The sequence below is a fragment of the Candidatus Poriferisodalis sp. genome, from assembly GCF_965204195.1.
Taxonomy (GTDB): Bacteria; Actinomycetota; Acidimicrobiia; order Acidimicrobiales; family Poriferisodalaceae; genus Poriferisodalis.
The window spans coordinates 890,802-915,768 of the sequence record NZ_OZ241975.1 but is presented as its reverse complement, the minus strand read 5'-3'; the positions used below and the strand labels follow the sequence as shown (position 1 = coordinate 915,768).

The 24,967-nt window shown below is 67.5% G+C and carries 24 protein-coding genes and 1 tRNA gene; 5 read left to right on the top strand and 20 right to left on the bottom strand.

The features are described 5' to 3' along the window. Positions 1-84 precede the first annotated feature (84 nt). The 9 genes from ACOGI8_RS04080 to ACOGI8_RS04040 form a co-directional block, all read right to left on the bottom strand. Positions 85-1,230: an amino acid ABC transporter substrate-binding protein gene (locus ACOGI8_RS04080; RefSeq protein WP_419855617.1), complete on the bottom strand. Its 1,146-nt coding sequence runs from the start codon at positions 1,228-1,230 to the stop codon at positions 85-87. 40 nt (positions 1,231-1,270) lie between these two features. Beyond that, on the bottom strand, positions 1,271-2,287 hold the full coding sequence (locus tag ACOGI8_RS04075) for an NAD-dependent epimerase/dehydratase family protein (protein WP_419855616.1): 1,017 nt from the start codon (positions 2,285-2,287) through the stop codon (positions 1,271-1,273). Next, the gene (locus tag ACOGI8_RS04070) at positions 2,284-2,940 is read right to left on the bottom strand and encodes a sterol desaturase family protein (RefSeq protein WP_419855615.1); all 657 of its coding nucleotides are present in this window, start codon (positions 2,938-2,940) and stop codon (positions 2,284-2,286) included. Before ACOGI8_RS04070 ends, ACOGI8_RS04075 begins: the two co-directional genes overlap by 4 nt. Before the next feature lie 133 nt (positions 2,941-3,073). After that, positions 3,074-3,146 (bottom strand) — tRNA-Ala (locus ACOGI8_RS04065). A 92-nt stretch (positions 3,147-3,238) separates the two neighbouring features. After that, a complete protein-coding gene (locus ACOGI8_RS04060; RefSeq protein ID WP_419855614.1) occupies positions 3,239-3,745 on the bottom strand; it encodes a hypothetical protein in 507 nt (168 codons plus the stop codon). A 32-nt stretch (positions 3,746-3,777) separates the two neighbouring features. Further along, a complete protein-coding gene (moaC, locus tag ACOGI8_RS04055; protein ID WP_419855613.1) occupies positions 3,778-4,263 on the bottom strand; it encodes a cyclic pyranopterin monophosphate synthase MoaC in 486 nt (161 codons plus the stop codon). Between the two features lie 107 nt (positions 4,264-4,370). Continuing rightward, positions 4,371-5,399 carry a GTP 3',8-cyclase MoaA gene (gene moaA / locus ACOGI8_RS04050; protein ID WP_419855612.1) on the bottom strand — a complete coding sequence of 343 codons (1,029 nt, stop codon included), beginning with the start codon at positions 5,397-5,399 and terminating at the stop codon, positions 4,371-4,373. A 33-nt stretch (positions 5,400-5,432) separates the two neighbouring features. Next, positions 5,433-6,650, bottom strand: coding sequence for a gephyrin-like molybdotransferase Glp (gene glp, locus ACOGI8_RS04045; RefSeq protein ID WP_419855611.1), 1,218 nt, complete (start codon positions 6,648-6,650; stop codon positions 5,433-5,435). A gap of 44 nt (positions 6,651-6,694) precedes the next feature. After that, positions 6,695-7,846 (bottom strand): UTP--glucose-1-phosphate uridylyltransferase, encoded by a 1,152-nt coding sequence (locus tag ACOGI8_RS04040; RefSeq protein WP_419855610.1) that lies wholly within the window; start codon positions 7,844-7,846, stop codon positions 6,695-6,697. A gap of 147 nt (positions 7,847-7,993) precedes the next feature. On the opposite strand from ACOGI8_RS04040, the gene ACOGI8_RS04035 reads away from it, so the two are divergent. Together ACOGI8_RS04035 and ACOGI8_RS04030 are read left to right on the top strand one after the other, a co-directional pair. Beyond that, positions 7,994-8,380, top strand: coding sequence for an FmdB family zinc ribbon protein (locus ACOGI8_RS04035; RefSeq protein WP_419855609.1), 387 nt, complete (start codon positions 7,994-7,996; stop codon positions 8,378-8,380). 67 nt (positions 8,381-8,447) lie between these two features. Continuing rightward, on the top strand, positions 8,448-9,065 hold the full coding sequence (locus ACOGI8_RS04030) for a hypothetical protein (protein ID WP_419855608.1): 618 nt from the start codon (positions 8,448-8,450) through the stop codon (positions 9,063-9,065). Here ACOGI8_RS04030 and ACOGI8_RS04025 read toward each other — a convergent pair. From ACOGI8_RS04025 to ACOGI8_RS04010, 4 genes are read right to left on the bottom strand one after another with little or no spacing between them, the layout of a single operon-like run. After that, on the bottom strand, positions 9,049-9,909 hold the full coding sequence (locus ACOGI8_RS04025; protein ID WP_419855607.1) for an undecaprenyl-diphosphate phosphatase: 861 nt from the start codon (positions 9,907-9,909) through the stop codon (positions 9,049-9,051). The two genes, ACOGI8_RS04030 and ACOGI8_RS04025, sit on opposite strands and share 17 nt — an antisense overlap. Positions 9,910-9,922: 13 nt before the next feature. After that, positions 9,923-10,648 (bottom strand): PHP-associated domain-containing protein, encoded by a 726-nt coding sequence (locus tag ACOGI8_RS04020; protein WP_419855606.1) that lies wholly within the window; start codon positions 10,646-10,648, stop codon positions 9,923-9,925. A 3-nt stretch (positions 10,649-10,651) separates the two neighbouring features. After that, complete coding sequence (locus ACOGI8_RS04015) at positions 10,652-12,016, bottom strand: TldD/PmbA family protein (RefSeq protein ID WP_419855605.1); 1,365 nt, start codon at positions 12,014-12,016, stop codon at positions 10,652-10,654. Between the two features lie 44 nt (positions 12,017-12,060). After that, complete coding sequence (locus ACOGI8_RS04010) at positions 12,061-13,506, bottom strand: TldD/PmbA family protein (protein ID WP_419855604.1); 1,446 nt, start codon at positions 13,504-13,506, stop codon at positions 12,061-12,063. Positions 13,507-13,716: 210 nt separating this feature from the next. Here ACOGI8_RS04010 and ACOGI8_RS04005 point away from each other — a divergent pair, with 210 nt between their 5' ends. Both ACOGI8_RS04005 and dxs read left to right on the top strand, forming a co-directional pair. Beyond that, positions 13,717-14,736 (top strand): lysylphosphatidylglycerol synthase transmembrane domain-containing protein, encoded by a 1,020-nt coding sequence (locus ACOGI8_RS04005; RefSeq protein WP_419855603.1) that lies wholly within the window; start codon positions 13,717-13,719, stop codon positions 14,734-14,736. A gap of 17 nt (positions 14,737-14,753) precedes the next feature. Next, a complete protein-coding gene (dxs, locus tag ACOGI8_RS04000) occupies positions 14,754-16,706 on the top strand; it encodes a 1-deoxy-D-xylulose-5-phosphate synthase (protein ID WP_419855602.1) in 1,953 nt (650 codons plus the stop codon). A gap of 230 nt (positions 16,707-16,936) precedes the next feature. Here the strand turns inward: dxs and ACOGI8_RS03995 are convergent, their stop codons facing one another. The 4 genes from ACOGI8_RS03995 to ACOGI8_RS03980 form a co-directional block, all read right to left on the bottom strand. Continuing rightward, entirely contained in the window at positions 16,937-18,139 is a 1,203-nt protein-coding gene (locus tag ACOGI8_RS03995) for an acetyl-CoA acetyltransferase (RefSeq protein ID WP_323671987.1), read from the bottom strand. Positions 18,140-18,291: 152 nt separating this feature from the next. Continuing rightward, positions 18,292-19,692, bottom strand: a complete 1,401-nt coding sequence (locus ACOGI8_RS03990) for an OB-fold domain-containing protein (RefSeq protein WP_419855601.1) — start codon at positions 19,690-19,692, stop codon at positions 18,292-18,294. Between the two features lie 123 nt (positions 19,693-19,815). Beyond that, entirely contained in the window at positions 19,816-20,550 is a 735-nt protein-coding gene (locus ACOGI8_RS03985; RefSeq protein WP_419855600.1) for a PIG-L deacetylase family protein, read from the bottom strand. 50 nt (positions 20,551-20,600) lie between these two features. Beyond that, the gene (locus tag ACOGI8_RS03980) at positions 20,601-21,266 is read right to left on the bottom strand and encodes a NifU family protein (protein ID WP_419855599.1); all 666 of its coding nucleotides are present in this window, start codon (positions 21,264-21,266) and stop codon (positions 20,601-20,603) included. 135 nt (positions 21,267-21,401) lie between these two features. On the opposite strand from ACOGI8_RS03980, the gene ACOGI8_RS03975 reads away from it, so the two are divergent. Next, on the top strand, positions 21,402-22,385 hold the full coding sequence (locus tag ACOGI8_RS03975; RefSeq protein WP_419855598.1) for an MDR family oxidoreductase: 984 nt from the start codon (positions 21,402-21,404) through the stop codon (positions 22,383-22,385). A gap of 28 nt (positions 22,386-22,413) precedes the next feature. Here the strand turns inward: ACOGI8_RS03975 and ACOGI8_RS03970 are convergent, their stop codons facing one another. The 3 genes from ACOGI8_RS03970 to ACOGI8_RS03960 form a co-directional block, all read right to left on the bottom strand. Next, on the bottom strand, positions 22,414-22,551 hold the full coding sequence (locus tag ACOGI8_RS03970; RefSeq protein ID WP_419855597.1) for a hypothetical protein: 138 nt from the start codon (positions 22,549-22,551) through the stop codon (positions 22,414-22,416). 9 nt (positions 22,552-22,560) lie between these two features. Continuing rightward, positions 22,561-23,076, bottom strand: coding sequence for a DUF4333 domain-containing protein (locus ACOGI8_RS03965; protein WP_419855596.1), 516 nt, complete (start codon positions 23,074-23,076; stop codon positions 22,561-22,563). 191 nt (positions 23,077-23,267) lie between these two features. After that, positions 23,268-24,911, bottom strand: a complete 1,644-nt coding sequence (locus ACOGI8_RS03960; protein WP_419855595.1) for an acyl-CoA mutase large subunit family protein — start codon at positions 24,909-24,911, stop codon at positions 23,268-23,270. Between the last annotated feature and the right edge of the window lie 56 nt (positions 24,912-24,967).

Below are 24,967 nucleotides of genomic sequence, written 5' to 3'. Positions count from 1 at the left end.
ATTGGCCGAACCTGTGTCCACAAGCCGGTGCAAGACCTGTGGACAATCTTCACGCTGTCGGCGGAAAGATCTGCCAGCGGTGGTTCAGCGCGCTGGCGGGGCGTAGATCAGGCCGCCCTCGGTCCAGCGCGCATTAGGCGTGCCAGCCCGCTGCAATCCGACAGGTTCGAGGTTGCGGGTGTAGATCTCGTCATAGTTGCCGATCTGGCGGACCACTTCGTAGAACGCATCTGGCGCCAAGCCCATCTTGGACTGCAGCTCGCCCTCACCTCCGAGCAGCCGCACCGCCTCGGCATCGAGTGTGCCGCTGCCCAGCAGGTCATCGACGTTGGCCGAGGTGATGCCCTTCTCGTCGAAGATGATCGTGGCGTAGACCGTCCAGTTGACGATGTCGCCGAACGTCGACTGATTGGGCAGGTACACCGGGGCCAGCGGTTCCTTGGAGAACGGCGCCGCGGGGAAGATCACCCATTCCTGATCGCCCTCCTGCTTGGCTTTGCGGCCCACCAGCCCTGATCCGTCAGTCGTCATCAGATCGCACGAGCCGTTGATGAAGCTGTCGGTGATGATGTCGAGATCCTCGAACGTCGCCAGCTTGATCTCCACGCCGGCTGCGTCGGCAGCGTCAGCAATGTTCTTCTCGGTGGTGGTGCCCGCGGTGGCGCAGACGGTCGCGCCGGCGATGTCAGCCACGGTGGACGCGGCGTTGAACCCGTCGCCGGTGCGCCCCATGAGCTGTTGGCCGTCGTAGAAGGTGACAGGTGCGAAGTCGAACCCCAGGTCGCCGTCGCGGCTCTGTGTCCATGTCGTGTTGCGCACCAGCACATCGATGACGCCGGTCTGCAGTGCCGTGAACCGCTCCGCGGAGGTGAGCGGCACGAAGTTGACTGCATCTGCATCGCCGAGCATCACGATGGCCAGAGCCCGGCAGTAGTCGGCATCGAACCCGGTCGTGCTGCCGTCCGGCTGCGTCTCGGAGAACGCCACCGCAGCGCCGTACACACCGCAGTTGAGAACACCCCGCGACCGCACCGTCTCCAGCAAGTCGACGTCCTGGGTTTCCTGCACCGGCACCGGATCTGCTGGCGGCGCCTCGGTCTCGGAATCGGCAGCGTCTCTGGACGCACAGCTCGCGAGCAGAAGCACTGAGGCGGCGCCAGCGGCAAGGAACCTGGCCAGATGCCTCGTTCCGCGCTTCGGCAGGTTCATGTCAAGATGAGGTTCAACCATCAGACCGACACGCTAGCTGGCCAACAGCCCCGCGTGGAGTTCACCGAGTTGCGGCTGCCGCAGTCTGCTGTATTCCCTCTTCGAGTGCCTTCCGGGGTCGCCAGTGCAGGTCACGTCTGGCCTTGTCGATGCGGAAGTAATGGTGCGTGTTCAGGTACCGGACGGCGAACCTGGACAGCCCGTCCTCTGAGGTTCCGCCGGTCCGCGCAACCGAGTGGAACGCCTCCACCAGGCCGGCACCGGCATATGCGAGCCAGTACGGCACGCGCTTGCGCACGGGTGGGTAGCCCATCGCCGTGAGCAGTCGCTCGACGAACTCGAAGAAGGCGATCGGTTCGCCGTTGGTCACGAAGTACGCCTGGCCGCAGACCGGGGTGCCTGGCTCCAGCTGGGCCTCTGCAGCCACGACGGCGTCCACGACGTTGTCGATGTAGACGAAGTCGGAGAGCTTGCTGCGCGTCCCCACCTCCCGAATGCCGGCGCCGTCGGCCCGCCGCAAGATGTTGGGCAGGAATCGTGTGTCGCCGGGGCCGAACACCAAGTGCGGCCGGAGTGCGCACGCGCTGGTGCTCCCCTCGGCAGCGAATTCCAGGACGTCTTGCTCGGCTGCGATCTTGCTGTCTGCGTATGCACTCAACGACGCCGTGGCATACGGCAGCTCTTCGTCGCCAGCTTCGAGGTCGCGGCCCTCGTACACGACGCTTGCAGAGCTGATGTGAACCAGCTTGCGCACGCGGCCATGCCGGCACGCCTCCAGGACGTTGCGCGTCCCGCCATGGTTCACCTCCCACATCTCGTCCTGGGCCGTATTGCGCGTCTGCACGACCGAGGCGCAGTGGACCACCGTCTCCACCCCGTTGCACGCCTCGGCGAGTCTCGCTGCGTCCCTGATGTCGAGATCCATGAACAGCACATCGTCCCGGAACGGACGGCAACGCGAATTGACCACACGCACTTCCCGGCCGGCATCTGCAAACGCACGCACGACTGCTGAGCCGATGAAGCCGCACCCGCCGGTGACGAGCACGGGACCTGCGGCCGGGTCGGGACGATTCACGCGTGCTGAGTTCGGGCAGAAGTGCCGAACAGCCAATCCCACAGCGGTGTGATGGTGCCAAAGTTGCCGCTGCTGCTGTGGTGCGCATCGTGCCGTGCCGACCAATGATTCGTGAGCCACGCGAGCCGCGCCGGAATGCTCAGGTTTGCGTGCACGAGCACATTGACGATGGAGTGCAAGATCGCCGTCGCCACAAACGCCCCCGCCCCGAGCGGACCGACCGCCGCCATGCTGGCCAGCAGCACCACCAGGCCCGCAACGGTTTCCAGTGGGTGCAGGTACAGCGAATCGACGGCCGTCGGGTGCAACGTTCGATGGTGCACCCAGTGGACCCTGCGCATCAGCGATCGCCAGTGCAGCGCGCGATGGAGCCAGTAGTAGCCGAAGTCGTACAGCAGCAGGACCAGTATCGGCGCGTACCACCGCGAGGTGCGGCCGGCGTCGATCAGGTACCCGCCCAACAGCACGATGCCGGCGACGTATGTAGCGAGAGCAACGCCGCCGTTGACGGCGACATTCCGGTAGCGGCCGCCGATGAAGACTCCGTCGCTGGGTGCCCGCCGCAGACGCGGCAAGCCGGTGTGCATCGACTGGCAGAGCGCAATCGCCATCGACGGCACGGCAATCGCTGCGAGATAGAAGGCCGGATTCATGGGCTCGTTGCTACGGACGTGCGCGGATTGGCGGAACTAGCTGTTGCGCCACGCATTGTCTCCCGCTCTTGTTCGCTTCGCTCACGGGCCGCTCGGGCCACGGCTTCGCCATTCGGCTCAACCTCTGGAGCTGTGGAGGTGAGGGGAATCGAACCCCTGGCCTCTTCGATGCGACCGAAGCGCTCTACCAACTGAGCTACACCCCCGAGGTGGGCGACCGCCGAATATACCGCCGGCGCTGTGCCTACTCGTTAGCCGTGCGGCGCTGTGCCTATTGGTTCGCCTGACGGCGCGGTGCCTATTGGTTCGCCTGACGGCGAACGAGACTCACCGTCGACGTGCTGGCCGGACCACGAAGCGGCAGGTAGTGCACCTCGGCGGTCGGCGCTGCGCGGTGCCGTCGCACTACGAGCATGGCGAATGCCAAGGAAGCCACGAGCATCAGCGCACACGCGGCAAGCGCCCAGCGCGATCCTGTGACGAGTACGCCTGCAAGCGTCACCAGTGTGCACAGCACCAGCAGCGTGCCGATATCGCGCCGACGCGTTGCAGCCTGCGCTGGATTGGCCGGCATCGACGTGGACGGGCTCGTCCACCGTCGCTGAGGATCACCGACGCGTTTGCGTGCGTGCCCCTGGGAGATCTGCGCTGCGGCCGGCGCAGATCGGCCGAGCGAATCGAGCTGCTGGCGGAATTGATCGACCGAAGATGTCACCCTCCGGCGAGGTTGAAACAGGCGAGCGACATCCGGTGCGAGCACCACGATCCAAATGACCGCCAACAGCACCAAGACCAGTTGTGTCACGCATCACCTGCCTCGCCGGCGGGCCTGCTCGCCTAGGTTGCCACGTCGCGGCGGTACGTGCCCGATTTGCCGCCCGTCTTCTCCCACAAGGTGAGATCGCCGATGACCATGGACCGGTCGGCCGATTTGCACATGTCGTAGATCGTGAGCGCGGCGACCGAGCATGCCGTCATCGCCTCCATCTCGACGCCGGTTCGGTCCACTGTCTCGACCTGGGCCTCGATCTCGATCCACGTATCGGCGATCTCGAAGTTCACATACACCGCACCGACGAGCAGGGGGTGACAGAGCGGGATGAGATCCGGCGCGCGCTTGGCCGCCTGGATGCCTGCCACCCGTGCAACCGCGATGACGTCCCCCTTTGCGATCGCACCGCGGGCGACCAGCGACGCTGTCTCTGCTGCCATGTGCACACGGCAGCGAGCGATCGCCCGGCGGTGGGATGCCTCCTTCGGTGTCACATCGACCATGCGTGCCCGGCCGAGCGGGTCCAAGTGGGTGAAGGGTGACTCGGTCATGTCCTAGCCGCCTCTGTGTTTGATGGATCGGCGGCCCCTAGCCGCCTCTGTGTCCGATGGATCGGCGGCTCCCTAGCCGCCCCTGTGTCCGATGGATCGGCGGCTCCCTAGCCGCCGATCTGACTCATCGTCCGTTTGGGTTTGATGAAGTTGACCTGACCGATCGAGTGACCGGCCCACTTCGTGCCGACAGCATCGCGGACTGCGGTGGCCAGCAGATCGTCGAGCTCAGCGCCCGTTGCGCCGCCGCGCAGGATCGACCGCATGTCGAACTCGTCGAGCGCGAACAGACACGTGCGGAACTGGCCCTCGGCGGTGAGCCGCACCCGGTCGCAGTTCCCGCAGAACGGCTTGGTGACGCTGGCGATGACGCCGACCTGACCGCCGCCGTCGAGATAGCGGTAGCGCTCGGCGGGCTCGTTGGCGCGCACGACAGGCTCGGTCGGAAACTCGGCGGAGATTGCCGCCAGGATCTCGTCGGCGGGCACCACCACATCTGAGTTCCAGACATCGCCGGCTTCGAGCGGCATGAACTCGATGAAGCGGACCTCGACGCCCCGCTCACGGCCGAACCGAGCGAAGTCCACCACTTCGTCGTCGTTGATCCCTCGCATCATGACCGTGTTGATCTTCACCGGCGCGAGCCCGGCGTCGATGGCCGCGTCGATGCCGTCGAGCACCCGGTCCAGCTCGTCGCGGCGGGTCAGCTCCAGGAACCGGTCGCGCTGCAGTGAATCGAGGCTGATGTTGATGCGCGACAAACCGGCCGAGGCCAGCGGCTCGGCGTGCAGGCGCAGCGTGGCACCGTTGGTGGTCAGTGCAACGTCGACGCCCAGCCCGGCGAGACGCTCGACCAAACGCGGCAGATGTGCACGCACCAGGGGCTCGCCGCCCGTCAGGCGGATGCTCTCAAAGCCGAAACGCTCCACGCACACCTTGGCGAAGCGCTCGATCTCCTCAAAGCTCAGGATCTCCGAGCGCGGCAGCCACGTCATGCCTTCGGCGGGCATGCAGTACTGGCAGCGGAAGTTGCACCGGTCGGTGACCGAGATGCGCAGATCGCCCACGATGCGGCCGAACGGATCGATGAGATCGGTCGCTTGGGCCGGAGCAACGACACCTGCTGCGCCATTCATTGGCCTGAGCGTACCCAGCAGCGCGGGGGCTGCTCAGTCGAGCAGCAGCACGTCGACCGGGCCGCCGGCGCGCACCCCATCGCCGTCGGGCACCACCGCCAGCGCATTGGCCTTCGCCATCGCCCACAGCATGTGCGAACCCTGCCCGCCGGCGGAGCGCACTTCAACGCCGCCGTCGGTGGGCGTCGCCAGCACTCGCATGAAGTGCGTCTTGCCGTCGGCGCGCCGCGGCAGGTCTTCCGCGGCCGTGGCCGTAACCGTCGGCCGGACGGGATCGGCATGGCCCATCATCGAACGCAGGCCCGGCCGGGCGAACAGCTCGAACGACACCATCGACGAGACAGGATTTCCTGGCAGGCCGAAAACCGGCACATCGCCCACCGTGCCGAACGCCAGCGGTTTCGCCGGCTTGATGGCCACCTGCATCCAGCGCATGTCGCCGACGCGATCGAGCACAGCCTTCACATAGTCGAAGTCGCCCATGCTGACGCCGCCGGAGGTGACCATGGCATCGCAGGTGTCGATACCGGTCGCGATAGCGGCTTCGATCCGGTCGGGGTCGTCGGGAGCCAAGCCCAGGTCGACCGGGACCACATCGGCTCGGTGCGCCAAGGCCAGCAGAGTTCGACGGTTCGAATCGCGGATCTGACCGGGCCGGAGCGGGCTGCCGTCGTCGACGAGCTCATCGCCCGTCGACAACACGCCCACCCGCAGCCGCGGGAACACCTTCACTTCAGTCATCCCGAGGCTGCACAGCACGCCGAGATGTCCCGCGGTGAGTTCCGTGCCGGAGCCGAACACGTGGGCGCCAGCGTGCAGATCGTCGCCCACCGGCCGCACATGATTGCCCGGCGGAACGCTCGCCTCGACACGCACGGTCTCGGCGGCGCTGTCTCCGGAACCGTCCGGCACGATGCTGGTGCGCTCCACCATGACCACCGCATCGGCGCCCGGCGGGATGATCGCGCCCGTCATGATGCGGCTGGCCTCGCCTGGCCCCACCGCCACTTGGGGGGCATGTCCCGCGGCAATCGTCTCGACAACCCGCAGTTCGCATGGCGCATCGACCACGTCGACAGACCGGACAGCGAATCCGTCCATGGCTGTGTTGGCGAATTGCGGTATGGCTTCAGACGAGATGATCTCGCTGGCTGTCACCAAGCCCAGCGCGTCGGCAACCGGCACCGATACCGGCGGGCGCGCGGGGCATCGATCGAGGACGAATTCACGCACGGTCTCCAGCGGCAACATCGGACGCAATGTACTGGGCACGGCGATCTGGGAGCGAGTGCACCTCAGTTGGCGATCTCGATGCCTCGTCCCGAGAGGATCCGGGCGATCTCGGGGCGGCGCGCCTCAAGCTCCGCCGGATCCTTGACCGGCTGGAAGCGTCCGTCGGGCCCATCGCGCTCAACGAGCAGCATCGTGGTGTCCGCAAATGCCGACAGCTCGCCGATCAGTCGCTCGAACTGCACCACCTCGACACCATCGACCTGCTTGCGCACCTCGAACCAGGTGAGCGGCCAATCAGCAGCGAACACCTCGACATCGGCGACGAGGGAGTTCGTATTCACGGCGCCAGGCGCCAGCGGGTCGACGCCAGGTGGCAGGCGAAACGACTCCACGATCTGCAGCCGCCCGTCCACGCGCCACGGAGAACCGCCAGAAGCCCCACCCCCGACAACTTCGCAGGTGAGCGGTCTCGTTCCGGCAAGGTGTGCGCCGATCACCGCCGGGTCCAGTGTTGCTGCAACGTTGTCGACGTTGGTGACGAAGAGGCAGCGCCCGCCGCCTTGGGCGAACCGGCTCAGCAAACCGCTCCGCTGCAGCGCCCATGGCGCGTCCCCATGCCCCGGTGCGTGCAGCGACACGGCGCCGTCGGCGTCGCGGAACACGTCACCGGCGGGTGTAAGGCGCATCGAGACGCCTTGAGGGGCGATTCCGATGGGAACGTCGGGCGTCGCCGCCGCAGCCGCCCAGTCGCGCAGCACGCCATCGGACTGGAAGCTGGTCATCAGCCACAAGGGAACGGTGCACCCCAGCTCACCGGCGACGTGGCGCAGGTCGGCCAGCTTTGCGGCCGCAAAAGTCAGGCCCGGGAGTGCCTCGGCCAGCGCTTTCACTCCGCCCCCGAAGCGAGTGGCCATGCCCCCGGCCAAGAGCAAGACGCCCACCTGCCCACCGCTGATCGCTTCGCGGCCGGCGCGAGCGAGCTGCTCGCGTTCAACGGAGCCCGACGGGGGCAGCGGCACCAGGTCATCGTGCTGCGGGGGCTCAATGCTCCCGCTCACCCAGTTGGCACCGGTGCGGCCCGGTGTTGACGCCTGTCGAGCGGTCAGCCGGTTGCGCAGGCCGTCGAACGTTTCGGGCTCGAAGCCGTATGCCACCAGCGTCTGGGCCGCCGCTATGTCGATGCCGTACCGGTCTGTCAAGTCCGAGGCGAGCACGGTGCCAGAACCTAGGGCGTGAACGGAATGACGACTAACGACCGGGAATTCGAGGCTGCCCGCTGCGGCCCAAGGCTACACTGCTCGGCGGCTCGGGTACTGCGGTGACCAGAGCGACTGGCCCCAGGGGACACCGGACGGGACTTCATGCCGACCTACGAGTATCGCTGCACCGTCTGCGGGCAGATGTTCGAGCGTTACCAGAGCTTCTCCGACGACCCGATCACGGTGTGCCCGCTGCCAGCAGGCGGCGCAGCGCTCAACGGGTCAGTGCCGGTGTGCGGCGGCGAGGTCCGCAAGGTGTTCTCCAACGTCGGGATCAGCTTCAAGGGCAGCGGCTTCTACCGCAACGACAGCAGGTCCGAGGGCCGGAGCACGTCGAAGGCTCCTAGCAACGACTCGTCGGACTCATCGAACTCAAGCACCACAAGCGATTCGGCAAGCAAGGAATCGGCCTCATCGGACAGCAGCTCGTCGAAAGCGTCGAAAGACACGTCGAGCTCCGCCGTCGGGGCCGCCTCGGCGTCAGGCTGACGCCTCCAGCATCGAGACAAGCCCGCAGCGGCCCAGCCGCTGCGATGGCTTCGCGACGGAGGCTCTCATGGCGTTCATCTCACAGCTCAGCGACCTCTGGCGGCGGCGCCCCAACGTGGTGCACTGGGCCGCGGTCGGTGTGGTCGCGCTCGTGGCGCTCCTGTTAGTCGCAGGGACGGCCGGCCGAGCGCGTTCGGCGGCGGTCGCCTGGGGAACCTCGGTGCGAGTGCTGGCCGCGCAGACATCGCTGGCAGTGGGAAGCTCACCGACCGAGCACGTCGATCTCGTCGAGGTACCGGCCCATCTCGTGCCCGCCGGGGCGCTCACCAGCGCGTTCGGCCTCGGTGAGCTGACTAGGGCAGTCCCGCAGGGCGCCTTGCTCACCGAGCTCGATTTCCACCCCGCATCAGGGGTGAGCCCGGGACGCCGGGGCATCGGCATCAGCGTCGTGCCCCATGCGCCCGATGTGAAGCCCGGCACCCCCGTCGAGCTGATGCTGTTCGCCGATATCGATCCGTTCGATCCCGCCGCCAGCGACACAGATGCCGCTCGGGTGCCGGCCTTCGTCCTCGCCGCGTCCCGGGATCGATGGCTTGTCGAGATCGAGCCGATCCACCTCGACTCGGTGGCACGAGCCAGCGCCACAGGCGTCGTGGTGCCCGTGGTGCTCAGCGCAGGCCGCTGATGGCCACCACGGCCACGGCGGCTGCGAGAGCCAGGCGGTAGCCAGCGAACAGCGCGAACGGACTGCGCTGCGGACGACGGCCGATCCGGTCCAGCAGCCACACCATGGCAGCAACGCCCGCCCATGACGACACTGCTGCGGCAAGGCCCCCCACCATGAACAGCTGCAGCTCTGCACCAGTGGGCGCAGCATCACCGAGTGTTGCGAAGCGATACACGCCTGCCCCCGCGATGAGCGGCAGGCTCATGAGAAAGGCCAGCCGCGCCGCTGCAGTTCGGTCGAAGCCAAGCCACCGACCTGCGGTGATGGTCACTCCTGATCGGCTGACGCCCGGAAGCAGCGCTGTTGCTTGTGCGAGGCCCATGCCGAGGGCATCCCGCATCCGGTAGGAATCCTGGGACCGCTGCGCGCCTCGTGCGTGCGCCGCAACGTCGGATCGCCACAGCAGCCAGCCGAAGGCGGCCAGCAGCGCTGCGATCAGCAGCGGCTGCTCGGCGAGATCGAGCAGGCGATCTTCCAGGGCGACGCCTGCCACGGCTGCGGGGATCGCCGAGGTCGCCAAGCTCACCGCGATCAAGGTGTCGCTTTCGGCACGTCCGCGGATGCCGCGCCAGAGCGCGGTGGCATAGCGGGCGATGTCGGCACGCAGGTACAGCGCCGCCCCGGCGAGCGTGCCGACGTGCAACGCGACATCGAAGGCGTTCTCTAGCTCGTTGTCACCGTCGAAGAGATCCCAGCCGGCCAGCCACGGGGCTACCTCAAGATGGGCACTCGACGAGACGGGGAAGAACTCCGTCAGTCCTTGCAGCAGGCCAAGCAGGATCGCGACGGCAGGGTCCGGCACTCGGCTCAGCCTCTCAGTCGTCGCTCCCCACCGAAGGAACGATGCGCGGCTTCCAGCGACGTGGTGGATCGTAGTGATGGCCGACGGCCCAGCCTTGGCGCATCGATGCCAGAAAGCCGGCGGGATCGTCGTCGCTGAAGTCGGGCATCTCCAAGTAGGCGCCGCCGAGCGCCTCGGCGACGTGAGCATCGCTGCCTGCACCCGGCGCCAGGCCGTGCTCACTGGCATAGCGAGATGCACGCGAGTTGAGGCTGGACAGGCTCGTCTTTGAGTTGATCACCTCGATGCCATCGACCAGGCCCTCGCCGACCAGTTCGTCGAGCACGTCGTGACGCAAATTGTTGCGGAGCGGGTCGAACGGGTGCGGGATGTAGACGAGCCCGCCTTGGGACTTCACCGCCTGTGCGGCCGCGACCGGCGCCAAGCCCTGCGGCACGCGTTCGGTCAGGAACAACCCGATGATCTCCCCGGCGTGGGTCTTCATCTCCTCGCCGATCACGACGCGGGCATCCAGCTCGCCTTGCAGCTGCTGGGCACCTCGCACCGCGTTGTGGTCGGTGATGCACACCACGTCGATGCCGCATTCGGACAGGCACTGCGCAAATTCTTCGGGTGTCGTCGTCGAGTCACCGGACCACATGGTGTGGGTGTGGAAGTCGACGCGTACCCAGCCCGCCGGGCAGCTGTCGGCCAGGTGCGGATGCCGTTCGACGGCTGCTGGTGCGGGCGGGCGCGGCATCGCTCACACCCCCGAGAGCGCTATGTCGGCAACAACCAGCGGCGGCATTGACATCCCCCCAGCAAGTGGCTCGGCCGTCGCGCCGATGCCGCAGATCCCGAGCAGCATCCGTTGCAGGGTGGAAGCGATTGTCGCCTCACGGAACGGTTCAGCGAGCTGGCCGCCCGCGATCCGGTGTCCCCAGGCTCCCACCGAGAAGTCTCCGCTGGTGGGGTTGACGCCGCTGTGCAAGCCGCTGACACCGCGCACCAGCACACCGTCACCGACCGACGCGTGCAGGTCGCCGGCGGCGATGTCGCCGGCGGCGACGACGGGTGCGTGGGTGCCGACGCCAGGAATGGACCGCGTACCGCGCACTGCCGAGCCTGTGGACGCCGTGTCTGATCGACGTGCTGTGTACGCGTTGTGCAGGAAACCACTCAGCACACCGGCTGAGATCAGCGCGTTGCGGCGTGCTGCAAGCCCCTCACCGTCGAAATTCGCGGCTCCGAGCGTCGTCGGGTCGGTGGGGTCGTCGACGAGGTGGAGCCGCTCGTCGGCAATCTGCTCGCCGACGCGATCAGCGAACGGCGAGCGACCCTTGAGCACGCTGTCAGCGGCGAGCACACTCGCGACCACACCGATGAACGCTGCAGCGACCGGCGGGGCCAGCACAACGGTGACACGTTCGCTCGGCGGCTTCGTCGCACCGAGCTGACCGGTGGCCTGCGATGTCGACTCTGTGACCACACGGTCGATGTCAAGCTCATCGGGCCGCCATGCGGCGTCGCCGGCGTAGCCGATCTGCGTCTCGTCGCCGTCGGTGGCCAGCGGTTGAGCACCAACCGAGCAGCTCCCGTGCTCGGACTGAACGCTGATGCCGGTGCTCGACGCGAGCGCCGACTGCGACCACCCGTCGCTCCAGGCCGCGACGCGCACGCCCGAGATGCGGGGATCCGCTGCCAGGCAACGGCGTTCGAGGTCGATGGCCGCCGCGATCTTGTCGGCGTCGGACACGCCAAGCACTGCTGGGTCGCTGAGATCGAGGCCCGGCGGGGCCACACCGTCGGGCTCGGCAAGCGCCTGGTGGGGATCAGGCTCGCCGAATCTCACGTTGCTCCGGGCGGCTGCGAGCGTGTCGGCGACCACGTCGGCGTCGAGCGAGCCAGCCGACGCGAAACCCTGACGGCCGTCGTCGATGACGCGCACGCCGATTGCGGCGCTGTGGCCCGAGCGCAACGACTCGACATCCCCGTTGTAGGCGCGCACCGTGGTGGAGCGCCCCGTCGACACGCAGACCTCGATCTGCTCGTTGCCCTGGGCCTGCTCGCACACCTGCCGCGCGAGCTGAGCAAGCTCGTCAGTGTCGTACTGGCGCCGTCCGTTCACGCGCGATCACACCCCGCCGCTCACGCGCAGCCACACCCCGCCGCTCATGCGGCGGTTCCTCCGACCGTGAGTGCCCGTACGCGCAGCGTGGGCTGGCCGTCGCCGACGGGCACGCCTTGGCCATCCTTGCCGCACGTGCCGGGACTCCCCATGGCGAAGTCATTCCCGAGGGCATCGATGTCGAGCAGCACCTGGGGACCGTTGCCGATCAGGTTTCCCTCCCGGAGCGGTTCAGTTATCACGCCGTCCTCAATGAGGTACGACTCGGTCATGCCGAACACGAAGTCGCCGGTGGCGGTGTTGACCTGACCGCCGCCGAGATGGGCCACATACACGCCCCACGGCGTGTCGGCAATGATGTCGGCCGGGTCGATGTCGCCGTTGGTGACGAAGGTGTTGGTCATTCTGACCATCGGCAGGTGCGTGTAGCTCTGACGCCGACCATTGCCCGACGGCACCCGACCGTCATCGCGGCTGCGCAGCCAATCCCACATGTAGTCGGTGAGGACGCCGTCGCTGATCAGCTCGTTGCGCTGGGTGGGATGGCCTTCGTCGTCGATGGCGAGCGCACCCCACTCGGGTCCCATCGTGCCGTCATCGACCAGCGTCACCCCGCCGGCCGCCACCTGGGTGCCGACCCGGCCGGCGAACACCGACGCCCCCTTGCGCACCAGATCGGCTTCGAGCCCGTGACCGCAGGCCTCGTGAAAGAGCACGCCGCCCCCGCCGCGAGCGATCACCACGGGCACTTCGCCGCTCGGCGCGGGGCGAGCCGCGAGCTTCGTTACGGCGCGCTGCGCGGCACGCTCGGCGAGCTCAGCGGGGTCGTGGTCGTCGAACAGTTCCCAGCCCACCGTGTACCCGACGGTCTCGCGGCCGGTCTGCAAACCGCCGTCGCCGCTCGCGACGCATCCCACCGAGAACAGCGTCCGCACCTGGTCGTCGGCGGCGCAGACACCATGCGTGTTGGCCACCATGATCCGGCGGCGACTCTCGCCATAACGGGCAGTCACTTGGGTGATGGCCTCGTGGGTGGACCGGGCGGCATCATCTGCGGCACGCAGCAACGCCACCTTGCGTTCGGCGCCGATGGATGCCGGCAGCACAGCGACCCGTGGCTCAGCGAGAGCGACCCCCCCGAGCGACATCATGTCCACCGTGCCGCCCTGCGACTGACGTGTCGCCACCGCGGCAGCCGTACGAGCGGCATCTGCCAAACCGTGGGCGCTCAGGTCGGACGTGTGCGCGTAGCCCGTGACCTCACCTGCGGTGACCCGGATGCCCACACCGCGGTCGCGGCCCGAGTTCATCTCCTCCACCCGGCCTTCGTCAAAGACCACGCTGGCCGATTCCCGGTCCTCGGCGAACAGCTCTGCCCACTCGCCGCCCGCGTCCAGTGCCGCCCGCAAGGTCGCATCGACGACATCGAGGTCAACGAGCGGCTCTGCTGTCATCTCTGCTGCGGCCGTCGTGTCGGATGTGCGTGTCATAGAGCTGCCAAGAACCTCAGAATTCGGCGCGGAGACGTTTTGCATCCGCGGCACGACCGTATGTGGGTCGCGCCGTCGCCACACTATTGTGCGAAGCCACGTGAAACGCTTCGGAACCGATGTGCGTCGCCGTGCCCCCAAGGGCGACGCGCTGGGCGAGCGCTGCGGAGGGCAGCCTGAGCGTGACTCCCGCTCGGCAGGCTGACGGCGATGCGCGGCGCCACAGCACCAGTCCCGCCTTCGCAGCGGCGGGCTCGCATCCCGCACGGGCTTGTTACGGCCTTGCGCGTCTGCGCGAGCGCAGGGCTCTTGGCCCTGCTGATCATCATCAGTCGCGACGAGTTGTCGGCGCTTGATGTCGGATCCAAGAGCGCTGCGGCCGCCTGGCTGACTGCCGCCGCCCTCGTCATCGCGGCAGCGTTCGTCATGGCCGCGGTGCGTTGGTGGCAGGTGGCCGACACACTCGACGTCCGCGTGTCGGGCCGCTCGACGCTGTCCATCTATCTCGCTGCGCTGTTCGTCGGGAACTTCCTGCCCACCACCATCGGCGGCGACGTGCTGCGCGTCAACCGGCTGGCTCGCATCTGCGGCAGCCAGGCCAACGCCTTCGCCACAGTCATCATCGAACGCCTGACGGGCTGGGTCGTCCTGCCGCTGCTCACCTTGGCGGCGCTGATCTCGCAACCGAGCCTGCTGACACACTCCGGAGGCCAGATCGCGGGCGGGCTCGCGCTGGGGACGCTGGTGGTGCTCGCACTCATCGTCTGGGTGGCAGAACATCCCCGCGGACTTGGCCGACTTGCGGGCGGCACCCGAATCAGGGAAGCGCTCGGCGCGGTGCACACGGGTCTGAGCGTGTTCCGACGACATCCGGGGGCAGCGGGCCGACTGCTCACGGTCGGATTGGCGTATCAATTCCTGCTCGTAGTAGCGACGGCTTTGGCGGGGGCCGCGATCGGTGTGAATCCAGGTCTTCGAGCCTGGCTGGCCTTCGCGCCGATGGTGTTGATCGTTCAGAATCTGAGTGCCATCGGCGGTCTCGGAGTACGTGAGGGAGCGCTCGTGCTGTTCCTCGATGCCCATGGTGTCAACGAGGGAGAAGCTGTGCTGCTGGGCCTGCTGATGTATGCGCTGACGCTGCTTGTCAGCCTGACCGGAGCCCCAGCGCTGGCGTTCGGCGGCCGTCGCAACCGCAGCAAGGTGCCCGCCGAAGTGTCTGCTGGTAGCTGAGTACCCTTGGGCCGCGAATGCACCTCGCCAAGCTCACCAGCCCGGCTGACCTGCGAGCGCTCAGCCCGTCTCAGCTCGATGAGCTCTGTGCGGAGATCCGCGAATTTGTGGTGCAGGCTGTCTCGCAGACCGGCGGGCATCTCGGTTCGAATCTCGGCGCGGTCGAGCTCAGCGTTGCGTTGCACCGGGTATTCGAATCGCCACGCGACGTCATCATCTGGGACACCGGCCATCAGGCCTACGTGCACAAGCTCATCACCGGTCGGCGGGACGGCTTCGAGAAGCTGCGCCAGCGGCACGGCCTGTCGGGGTATCCCAGCACGTCTGAATCGCCCCACGATGTCGTCGAGAACAGTCACGCTTCCACATCACTGAGCTGGGCATCTGGGCTCGCCACCGGATTCCAGCTCACCGGTCACGAGCACCGGCGAGTCGTCGCGGTCATCGGCGACGGCTCCATGACCGGCGGGATGGCGTTCGAAGCACTGAACAACCTCGGCCACTACGCCCAGCGGGCATTGATCGTGCTCAACGACAACGGGCGCTCCTACGCCCCAACCGTCAGCCGGCTGTCCACGGTGATGTCGCGCCTGCGCCAGTCGCCCCATTACGTGCAGGGCCGCCGGGCAGTCGACCACCTGCTCGAGCGAGTGCCGCTGGGCGACGGCGTGCGCCGGAGCCTCGACAGCGCCGCTGCCGCGATGCGCGAGATGTGGGAGCCACCGGCGTTCTTCGAAACGCTCGGCGTGCGCTACGTCGGCCCAGTCGACGGGCACGACATCTCGGCCATGGAATCGGCCTTCCGCGACGCCGCCGCCTACGCAGACGGTCCCATCGTCGTCCACGTCGTGACACAGAAGGGGCGCGGCTACGCCCCGGCCGAGCACGACACCGAGAAGCACCTGCACGACATCGGCCTCTTCGACCCCGCCACGGGCAGTGCCCCAGCGCTCAGCCAAGTCGAGCCGACTGTGCCTAAAGAACCGGCTCGCCAGGTCGCGCCGTCTGTGCCTCAGGAGCGCGACTACACGGCCGTCTTCACCGAGACGCTCATCGCGGCAGCACGACGCGACCGTGACATCGTCGCGATTACGGCCGCCATGCCCGGCTCCACCGGGTTGCTGCCCTTCCAGCGGGAGTTTCCCGATCGTTTCTATGACGTGGGCATCGCCGAGCAGCATGCGCTCACATCGGCCGCCGGCATGGCACGAGCCGGCCTCCGACCAGTCGTGGCGGTGTACTCGACGTTCCTGGCCCGGGCCTTCGATCAGGCGCTCTACGACATCGGCCTGCACCGTCTGCCGGTCATCCTCTGCGTGGACCGCGCCGGCATCACCGGGCCTGACGGCGCATCCCACCACGGCCTGTACGACATTGCCATGTTCACGCGCATCCCCGGCATGACCGTGTTCGCCCCGTCGGGGCCCGACGAGCTGCCAGCAGCGTTCGCCCAAGCCCTCGAGATCACCGACGGCCCCGTAGCAATCCGATGGCCCCGCGGCAAAGGCCCGGTGGCCGGAACGGCTGAGCAACCGGAAGTCTCGACAGACGACATGCGCGCACAGGCCCGCCAACACCGGTCAGGCCCCGACGCCTGCATCCTGGCCGCCGGCCAGACATTCAACGCAGCGATCGAAGCCGCCGAACTGCTCAGTGCCGACGGCGTCGAAGTCTCGCTGTGGGACCCGAGAGTCCTGAAGCCGCTCGATCGCGCCATGCTGCTGGACGCCGCCGCGCACCCGCTGGTGGTGACCGTGGAGGACGGTGTGCGCGTGGGCGGCTTCGGCAGCCTCGTCAACGATGCGCTCCAACAACTCGACGCCCCGGCCGTCCCACGCATCACCCAACTCGGCACCCCCGACGCCTACCTCCCCCACGGAACGGCCGCCGAACTGCACGCCGAACTCGGCCTCGACGCAGTCGGCATCGCTGCCTCGGTCCGCAAGACCCTCGCCCGCATCACGCCCTAGCGACCGAGAGCGCGAGGGGTGTGAGGGGGTGGGGGTACCCACGCGCAGTTCGCAGCGCCACAGCCCATCCACCTCGCAACGGGCGGCGCTGCGCTTGTCTGAGCATGGGTGCGCCCGCCCCCTCGGACCCCGGGCACCCGCGCAACGGCCCGGAGCAGATGCCCCGGGCCGTCAAGCGTTGGATTGTTCCTGCGCCGCAGCAATGCTGCGGGCATCAGATACCGCGAGGGCTAGCCCAGCTCGGAACCAACGACCGAGACGAAGCTCACCGCCGCCCCAGGCTGCCCGCCCAGGTTGTGCGTGAGCCCCAGCGTCTTGCCCTGCTCGGTCACCGAGGGGATCTGCCGCTCCGGCGGGGCCTGACCGCGCAGCTGCAGCCAGCACTCGAAGAGCATCCGCAGGCCGGATGCACCGATCGGGTGGCCGAAGCTCTTCAGACCGCCGTCGGGGTTGACCGGGAGGTCGCCGTCGAGGTCGAACGTGCCGGCCATGGCTTCCTTCCAGCCCAGGCCACGCTCGGCAAAGCCAAGGTCCTCCATCAGGACCAGCTCGGTGGGCGTGAAGCAGTCGTGCACCTCGGCCATCGCGATCTGCGAGCGCGGGTCGGTGATGCCGGCCTGCTTGTAGGCCTCGGTCGCGGACGCTACGACCTCACGGAAGGTCGTGTAGTCGTAGGTGCTGTCCAGCGCCCCGGTCGCAGGACCGGACGCAAAGCTGAGGGCCTTGATGTACAGCGGGTTGTCGCAGTACTTGTGGGCGTCCTCAGCCCGTACCAGGACTGCAGCGGCCGAGCCGTCGCTGACGCCCGAGCAGTCGAAGATGCCCAGCGGACCAGCGATCAGCGGCGAGCCGGCGATGGTCTCCTTGGCGACTTCCTTGCGGAACTGCGCTCGGGGATTCAGCGAACCGTTGCGGTGGTTCTTCCAGGCGATCCGGGTGAGGACTTCCTTCATGGTGTCCTCGTCGAGCCCGTACTTGTGGGCGTAGGCCGGTGCCAGCAGGCTGAATGTGGCCGGTGCAGTGATGGTGGAATCTGTGCCGTCGCTGGGTGGGCGGGCGCCTGTCAGACCCGAGTAGCCGGAGTCCTTCAGCTTCTCCACGCCGATCGCCATGACCATGTCATAGGCGCCCGAAGCCACTGCGTAAGCAGCGTTGCGGAATGCCTCAGAACCGGTGGCGCACATGTTCTCGAGCCGGGTCACCGGCTTGTAGTCGAGCTGCAGCGGCTTCGACAGTGTCAGGCCGGAAACGCCCGAACCCATCGTGCCGAGCCAGAAGGCGTCGATGTCGTCCTGAGTGACGCCCGCCGATGCGTACGCGTCGTGTGCGGCGTCGGTGAGCATGTCATCGACGCTGCGATCCCAGTGCTCGCCGAACTGGGTGCAACCCATTCCGACGATCGCGACCTTGTCGCGAATGCCATGTGAACTCATGTGTGCCTGCCTTGTGGTGGGTTGGGTATTGACATTATGGCCGCTGACCACTGTGCTTGCCTGCCGCTGCTCCCGCAGACTGTGCTTGCCTGCCGCTGCTCCCGCAGACTGTGCTTGCCTGCCGCTGCTGCCGCAGCGCGAGCTTTGCTGCGTCAGCTCGCAGCCGGGCGAGCCTTCCAGAAGTAGTTGTGGATTCCCTCCGCGCTGTACAGGCGACGGAACGTCATCTCGACGCGGTCGCCGATGCGCACCTCGTCGGGGTCGACATCGGTCATCTCGGCCTGGAAGCGCCCGCCGCCGTCATAGTCGATGACTACGGCAACCATGGGCGGCGACAGCGAGAACGCCAGCCGGTCCACCGTGAAGGTGGCGATCGTGGCGGGCACATCGGCCATGCGGACGCGCTCCATGTCGTCGACAGCACCGCCTTCCATCGACACGCGCATCGGCGGCAGATGGATGGCGCCCGAGCTGCGGTCGCGTGAGCCGACGAACGCGTACTTCCAGTCTTCGGAGCGGAATGCGGGCGGCGCACCGGGACGCTCTGGGTCCGGCCGGCGCGGCGGCTCACGGTCGAGGAAGCCGCGCCACGTCAGGAACTTGTTGTAGTCGAGCGCGTCGTTGCCCCGATCGATCTGGGCGCGCACCGGCGCGTATGGCGCGTGGTCGGCAATGGCGTCGGTGGTCCGCAGCACATCGGCCGTGGCGCCGTCGGCGAGATGGACCAGCAGGATCGTCTCGCCCGGCGCCGCCTCGTCGAGCACGGCTGCGAGCACGATCGCCGCATGCGCCGTGCCGGTGTTGCCGATCTCACCGGTCAAGTCCGGGACCAGCTTGTCGCCTGCGACCCGGGACAGGCCGCGCACCGCACGGGCGTGCAGGCCCACGATGGCGATCTTGTCGATGCCGTCGAGGCCGACACCGGCGTCGGCCAGCGCTCGCTCGATGGCGTCGTTCGCAAGGGGCAGGTACACCTGCTCGCCGAACCGCTCCTCCCAGATGCGCGAGTACGCATCGCCCGGCTGGCGGTAGCGGTCGGTGAACTCAGCGGTGGCAACCGCCCCGCCGAGCCACTCGCACAGCACCGGAGACACAGCGTCGTCGCCGAAGACGAAGGCGGCTGCGCCGTCGCCGCCGCCTGCCTCGTCGCCACTGGTCGGGCGACCGGTGCGCAGATCTGAAGCCACCGCCAGGTTGGTGCCCCGGTTGGCCGCAGCGAGTGCCCAAATGGCCTCCGACGAACGCGGCGCTCCTCCGGCATCGACCGCCCAGGACGATTGGGGCAGATCCAGCGCAGCGTGGATGGCAGAAGCGTTCGTCTTGTCCATGTAAGCGGGATTAGCCGTCGAGAACAGCACAGAGTCGGGCACGATGTCGCTTCTGCGCAGCGCATTGCGCGCGGCCTCGACACCCATCGTGGTGGTGTCCTCGTCGTAACTGGCCACGGCTCGGTGACCGCGGCCGCCGCCGGAGCCCATCGCCGCAGTGATCTTGGAGCGGTCCAGCCGCCAATACGGCACGTACGCCCCGTACGCAATGATCCCTCGTCCCATTGTCGGTTCTCCCGTCGCTGCGGTTGCAATCGTCGCCGCCGTCGGCCCTGAAGCGGTCCGGTCGGCTGTCCCCGGCGCACACCGGCCAGCGCAGGAGCCTACGGCGTGGAGCGTCCGTGTCGCCTAGCCCGCGGGCACGACGCGGTAGGCCTCGGCGAGCCGACCGCTGGGAAGGCTGCCCGCGGCCGCGGTATCGGCAGCCCATTCGCGCAGACGGCCTTCGAGATCGTCCATCTCCGCGGTCTGGCTGCGATGTGCACGAAGCGCTTCGACCTTGCGGCCAAAGTTGTCGGTGATGTCGATCCAGCGGTTGGGCTCGGTGCCGATCAGCCAGATCTCGCTGACGTTGTGGGGCTGGTGACCCTCGTCCAGGAGTTCCGGGAATGCCCGCGGATTGCGGGAGTCGGGGTACACAGCGGCCATCGCAGCAGTAGCAGTGGCCAAGTGGTCCGGGTGGGAGATGTAGATGTGGTCCCAGTTGGGGATCGTGGTCTGGCACAGCACGGCATCGGGACGGACGATCCGGATCACGCGCGCGATGTCACGCCGCAATCCCAAGTCGGCCACGACCATGCCATCGGGATGGCCGAGCCAGTGCAACTCGCTCACACCCACCTTCGCTGCCGCAGCAGTCTGCTCGGCCTGCCGCATTGCGGCCAGCTCCTCGGGGGTGTGCGACATGTCGTCGTCGCCGGCTTCCCCGCTCGTCGCCAGGCAGTACGCCACGTGGCACCCGGCAGATGTCAGCGCGGCAACCGTGCCCGCCATGCCGAAGTCGATATCGTCGGGATGGGCCACGATGATCAGCGCCCGTGCGGGTGCTTCGATCTCGCCCTGATCGGTGAGGATCACGCCCACAGCCAGAACCTCCGACGCTCGGGCCAGGGCTTCGCCGTTCGGCTCAGCCGCTAAGTGAAGTAGGGGTTCTCGCCCGAGGCGTGGTCGGTGAGGTCGACGACCCGCTCGACTTCAGGGATCAGCTCTCGCAGCGTGCGCTCGATGCCGGCGGTGACGGTGGCGTTCGCCATGCCGCAGCCCTGGCAGCCGCCGCCCAGCTTGACGACAACCGTGTCGCCCTCCACCGACACCAGCTCGGCGAACCCGCCGTGAGCGGCAATCGAGGGGTTGATCCGCTTGGTGAGCACCTCGCGGACGTTGTCCTCCACCGACCCGTCGAGGTCGAGCTGGGCATTGGGGCCGAGGTCGGGGCGGTTCGGGTTGCGCAGCACCAGGCCCGGCTGGTTCGGGTTGGACGGCAGGTCCAGCGAGGCGCCGTCGAGCTTTCCGACGTCGCGATCGGGAATCAGCACGGTCAGGCCGCCTCCGACTGCGAACGGCACGTCGGCAGCGTCGGCCTCGGCCAGCAGCTCGAAGGCGAGGTCGTAGGTGTAGTCGACGCCTTGGGCGCCCGTCACCTCAATGCGAAGCGCCAGCTGGTCGCCGTCGACTTCGCTGTCGCGCAGTTCAACCACCTTCTCGAGTGCGGCCGGCGTGACGTCAAAGGTCTCGCGCCGCGTCTCCATCATCGATTCGCGCACTGCGTCAGCGGGAGCCATCGGGTCGCTCAGGGCCATATCGGCAGCCTACTGACGACGCCCTGCGGGTCCGTGGGCGGCTGCGAAAGGCGTTGCCCCGCAGCCTGGCGGTAGTGTCCCGCGCGCTCGCTGGACCTCTCAGGTCGAGGGCAGCCCGCAACAAAGGGGATCTTCATGGCCTTCCGCGCATTGATGCTGCACGAACAGGACCGAGCCGTATCGGCCGAGCTGGCCGACATCGACGACAGCCAGCTGCCGGACGGCAATGTCACCGTGGCCGTGGAGTACAGCACGCTCAACTACAAGGACGGGATGATCCTGGGCGGGATCGGGCGCCTTGTGCGCACGTACCCGCACGTAGGAGGCATCGACTTCGCAGGCGTCGTCGAGTCATCCGACGACAGCCGCTTCGCTCCAGGCGATCGGGTCGTGCTGACCGGCTGGCGAGTCGGCGAGACCCACTGGGGCGGCTACGCGGAGCGGGCACGCGTGAGCGGCGACTGGCTGGTGCGACTGCCCGACGGGCTGTCGACGTTCGACGCGATGACCATCGGCACGGCAGGGTTCACCTCGATGCTGGCGGCCCAAGCGCTGGAAGACCACGGCATCGGATCGGGTCCGGTACTGGTGACCGGTGCCGCCGGTGGGGTCGGCAGCGTGGCAGTGCACCTGCTGTCAGCAGCTGGTCACGAGGTTGCTGCCTCCACTGGCAGGCCGCAGACCGCCGACTACCTGCGCAACCTCGGCGCTTCGGAGATCATCGACCGGGCGGAGTTGTCTGAGCCGCCGGGGCGGCCGCTCGGCAGTGAACGATTCGGCGGCTGCGTGGACGCCGTCGGGGGGACCACGCTGGCGAACGTACTGACCCAGATGTCATACGGGTCGAGCGTGGCGGCGTGTGGCCTCGCCGGGGGCAACGGGCTCGACACGACGGTCATTCCCTTCCTGCTGCGCGGTGTGAACCTGCTCGGCATCGATTCGGTGATGTGCCCCTACGAGCCGCGCGCAGCGGCATGGCAACGGCTGGACGAGCTGGTGGATCGGGATCTGCTGGCATCGATGGCCACAACGGTCGGTCTCGGCGATCTGGCTGCACTGGGGCCGAAGATCCTGGCGGGCGAAGTGCAAGGGCGCACTGTGGTCGATGTGCGCGCCTAACGGCGCGTCTGTCGATGCGCACAGGTGACTAGAGCACGGAAGCGATTGCAGCGAAACCAGTCAGCAGCATCGCAGCAACCACAAGGACTGCGGTCCACCACAGCCCCGGCTGGCGCTGGCGCAGCGGGCGCAGGTTGCCCATCGCGTCATAACGGTGACGTGGCATGCGCTGGGCCTAGCCCTTCAGCCTCCACTCGATGGCACCGATCTCGTTCTGGACCTCGACCTCGATGTCCTGTGTCGCCCCGGTATCGGAGCGTTCGAGCGTGCATAGGAACGTGTGGCCGACCGACACCACCAGGTACTGGTCGTCGCCGCAATTGGCTTGGACACCGAATCCCAATGCAGCTGCCGCTTCGGCGCCAAGCGCGGTCTCGGTGGCATTGGTCTGCATTACGGCCTGGCGCGGTCGGATCTCGCGCCGGCCCTGTTCGTCGATGATCGTCACCTGCGCCTCATAGAACGCCCCCTCCACGAGGCCGTCGCACAGGAAGGTCGAACCCGGCCTGATCGGCGCATCCTCGGGGCAGTCGATGTCGGCGATCTCGGCGGGTGCGACCACGCTCTGCAAGTAATCCTGCACTTCGCGCTCCACCTGCGACTGGTCTGTACCGCCGCCGCAGGCCGCGAGCACCGTCGCCGTCAGCAACGCCGAAACAGTGATCCAGCCCCATCGGACAATGCGATGCATACCTGTCCACCGCCCCCGCGCACAGGCTGTCTCCGGCGCGAGCGGTCTGGTCAAGTTGAGGGCCTCCGGCTAGGAATGACGGGACAATAGCCCAACGGCATACCGCAACCTGTACTTCTCACAGCCGGCAAAATCACAGGTCATCCGTGTCCTCTGCAGAGCCTTGCGCTGCACGCGAATTCGGATGCCGATCAGATGAAGGGCCGCTCGGTGTATCGCCCGAAAACGTCGGCCAAGGCGTTGGTCACCTCGCCCACGGTGGCCCGGGTTCGCACGGTGTCAATGAGGTGCGGCATGAGGTTGGCGTCGGTCTCCGCCGCCCGGCGAAGCGACATCAGCGCTTCGTCGACGGCGGCCTGGCTCCGGTCGGCCCGCACCTGGGCCAGGCGCTTGATCTGGCGCTGCTCGTCGTCGTTGGTGATCTTCAGCAAGTCGATCTCGTCGTCTTCGCTGCCCTCGGTGAAGGCACTGGCGCCCACCACCACCCGGCGGCCCGCATTCACCTTCTTCTCGAACTCATATGCCGCATCGGCGATGCCGGACTGGTACCAGCCCTCGTCGATCAAGCGGAATGCTCCCTCAAGCATCGAGCCGTCACCGGCCGCGTCGATGTGAGCGAACATCTCCTCAGCTTCAGCTTCGAGCTTGTCGGTGAGTTCCTCGATGAACCAGCTGCCGCCGAGGGGATCGATGACGTTCGCCGCGCCGGTCTCGTGGGCGATGATCTGCTGTGTCCGCAGGGCGATCCGAGCGGCCTTGTCGGTCGGCAGCGCCAAGGCCTCGTCCATCGAGTTGGTGTGCAGGCTCTGCGTGCCTCCGAGCACACCGGCGAGCGCTTCGATGGCCGTGCGAGCGATGTTGATCTCAGGCTGCTGGGCCGTCAGCGAGACGCCCGCTGTCTGGGTGTGGAACCGCAGCATCATCGAGCGCTCGTTGGTAGCGCCGTAGCGGTCACGCATCCAGCGAGCCCAGATGCGGCGGGCTGCCCGGTACTTGGCGATCTCTTCAAAGAAGTCGATGTGGGCGTTGAAGAAGAAGCTCAGGCGGGGCGCGAATTCGTCGGTGGACAGTCCCCGCTGGGCAGCAGCCTCGACGTACGCGAATCCGTTGGCCAGGGTGAAGGCGAGCTCCTGTGCCGCTGTCGAACCTGCCTCGCGGATGTGGTAGCCGCTGATGGATACCGAGTTCCACCGGGGCATCTCCTCGGTGGCGAACTCGATGGTGTCGGCGACGAGGCGCATCGATGGCCGCGGCGGGTACACCCATTCCTTCTGGGCTTGGTACTCCTTGAGGATGTCGTTCTGCAGGGTGCCGCCGAGGTTGCGGCGGTCCGCGCCGTGCTCTTCGGCGTTCGCGACGAACATCGCCCAGATCGTGGCCGCCGGTGCGTTGATGGTCATGGACGTGGTGGTCGCTTCGAGGTCGATGCCGTCGTACAGCGTCGCCATGTCCTCGATCGAGTCGACGGCGACACCGCAGCGGCCGACCTCGCCCAACGACATGACATCATCGGAGTCGAGGCCCATGAGCGTGGGCATGTCGAACGCAGTCGACAACCCGCCCCCGCCTGCTTCGAGGATCTCGTGGAAGCGCTTGTTGGTGTCTTCGGGCGTTCCGAAGCCTGCGAACATGCGCATCGTCCACAAACGGCCGCGATAGCCGCTGGCGTGCACGCCGCGCGTATAGGGATACTGGCCGGGCCAGCCGACTTCGGCGCCGGGTTCGCCGTCGTCGGGCGCGTAGAGCGGCTCCAGCTCAAGGCCGCTCATCGTCTCGAAGTCGGCGTCGCGCGCCGGGGTGGCCTCGAACTCTGCTTGCCAGCGCTCGCGTGTCACCCGGGGCCTCCTGAGATTCGCAGTCTCATCAGTGCCGAGGTGCGTTCAGCGCCAAC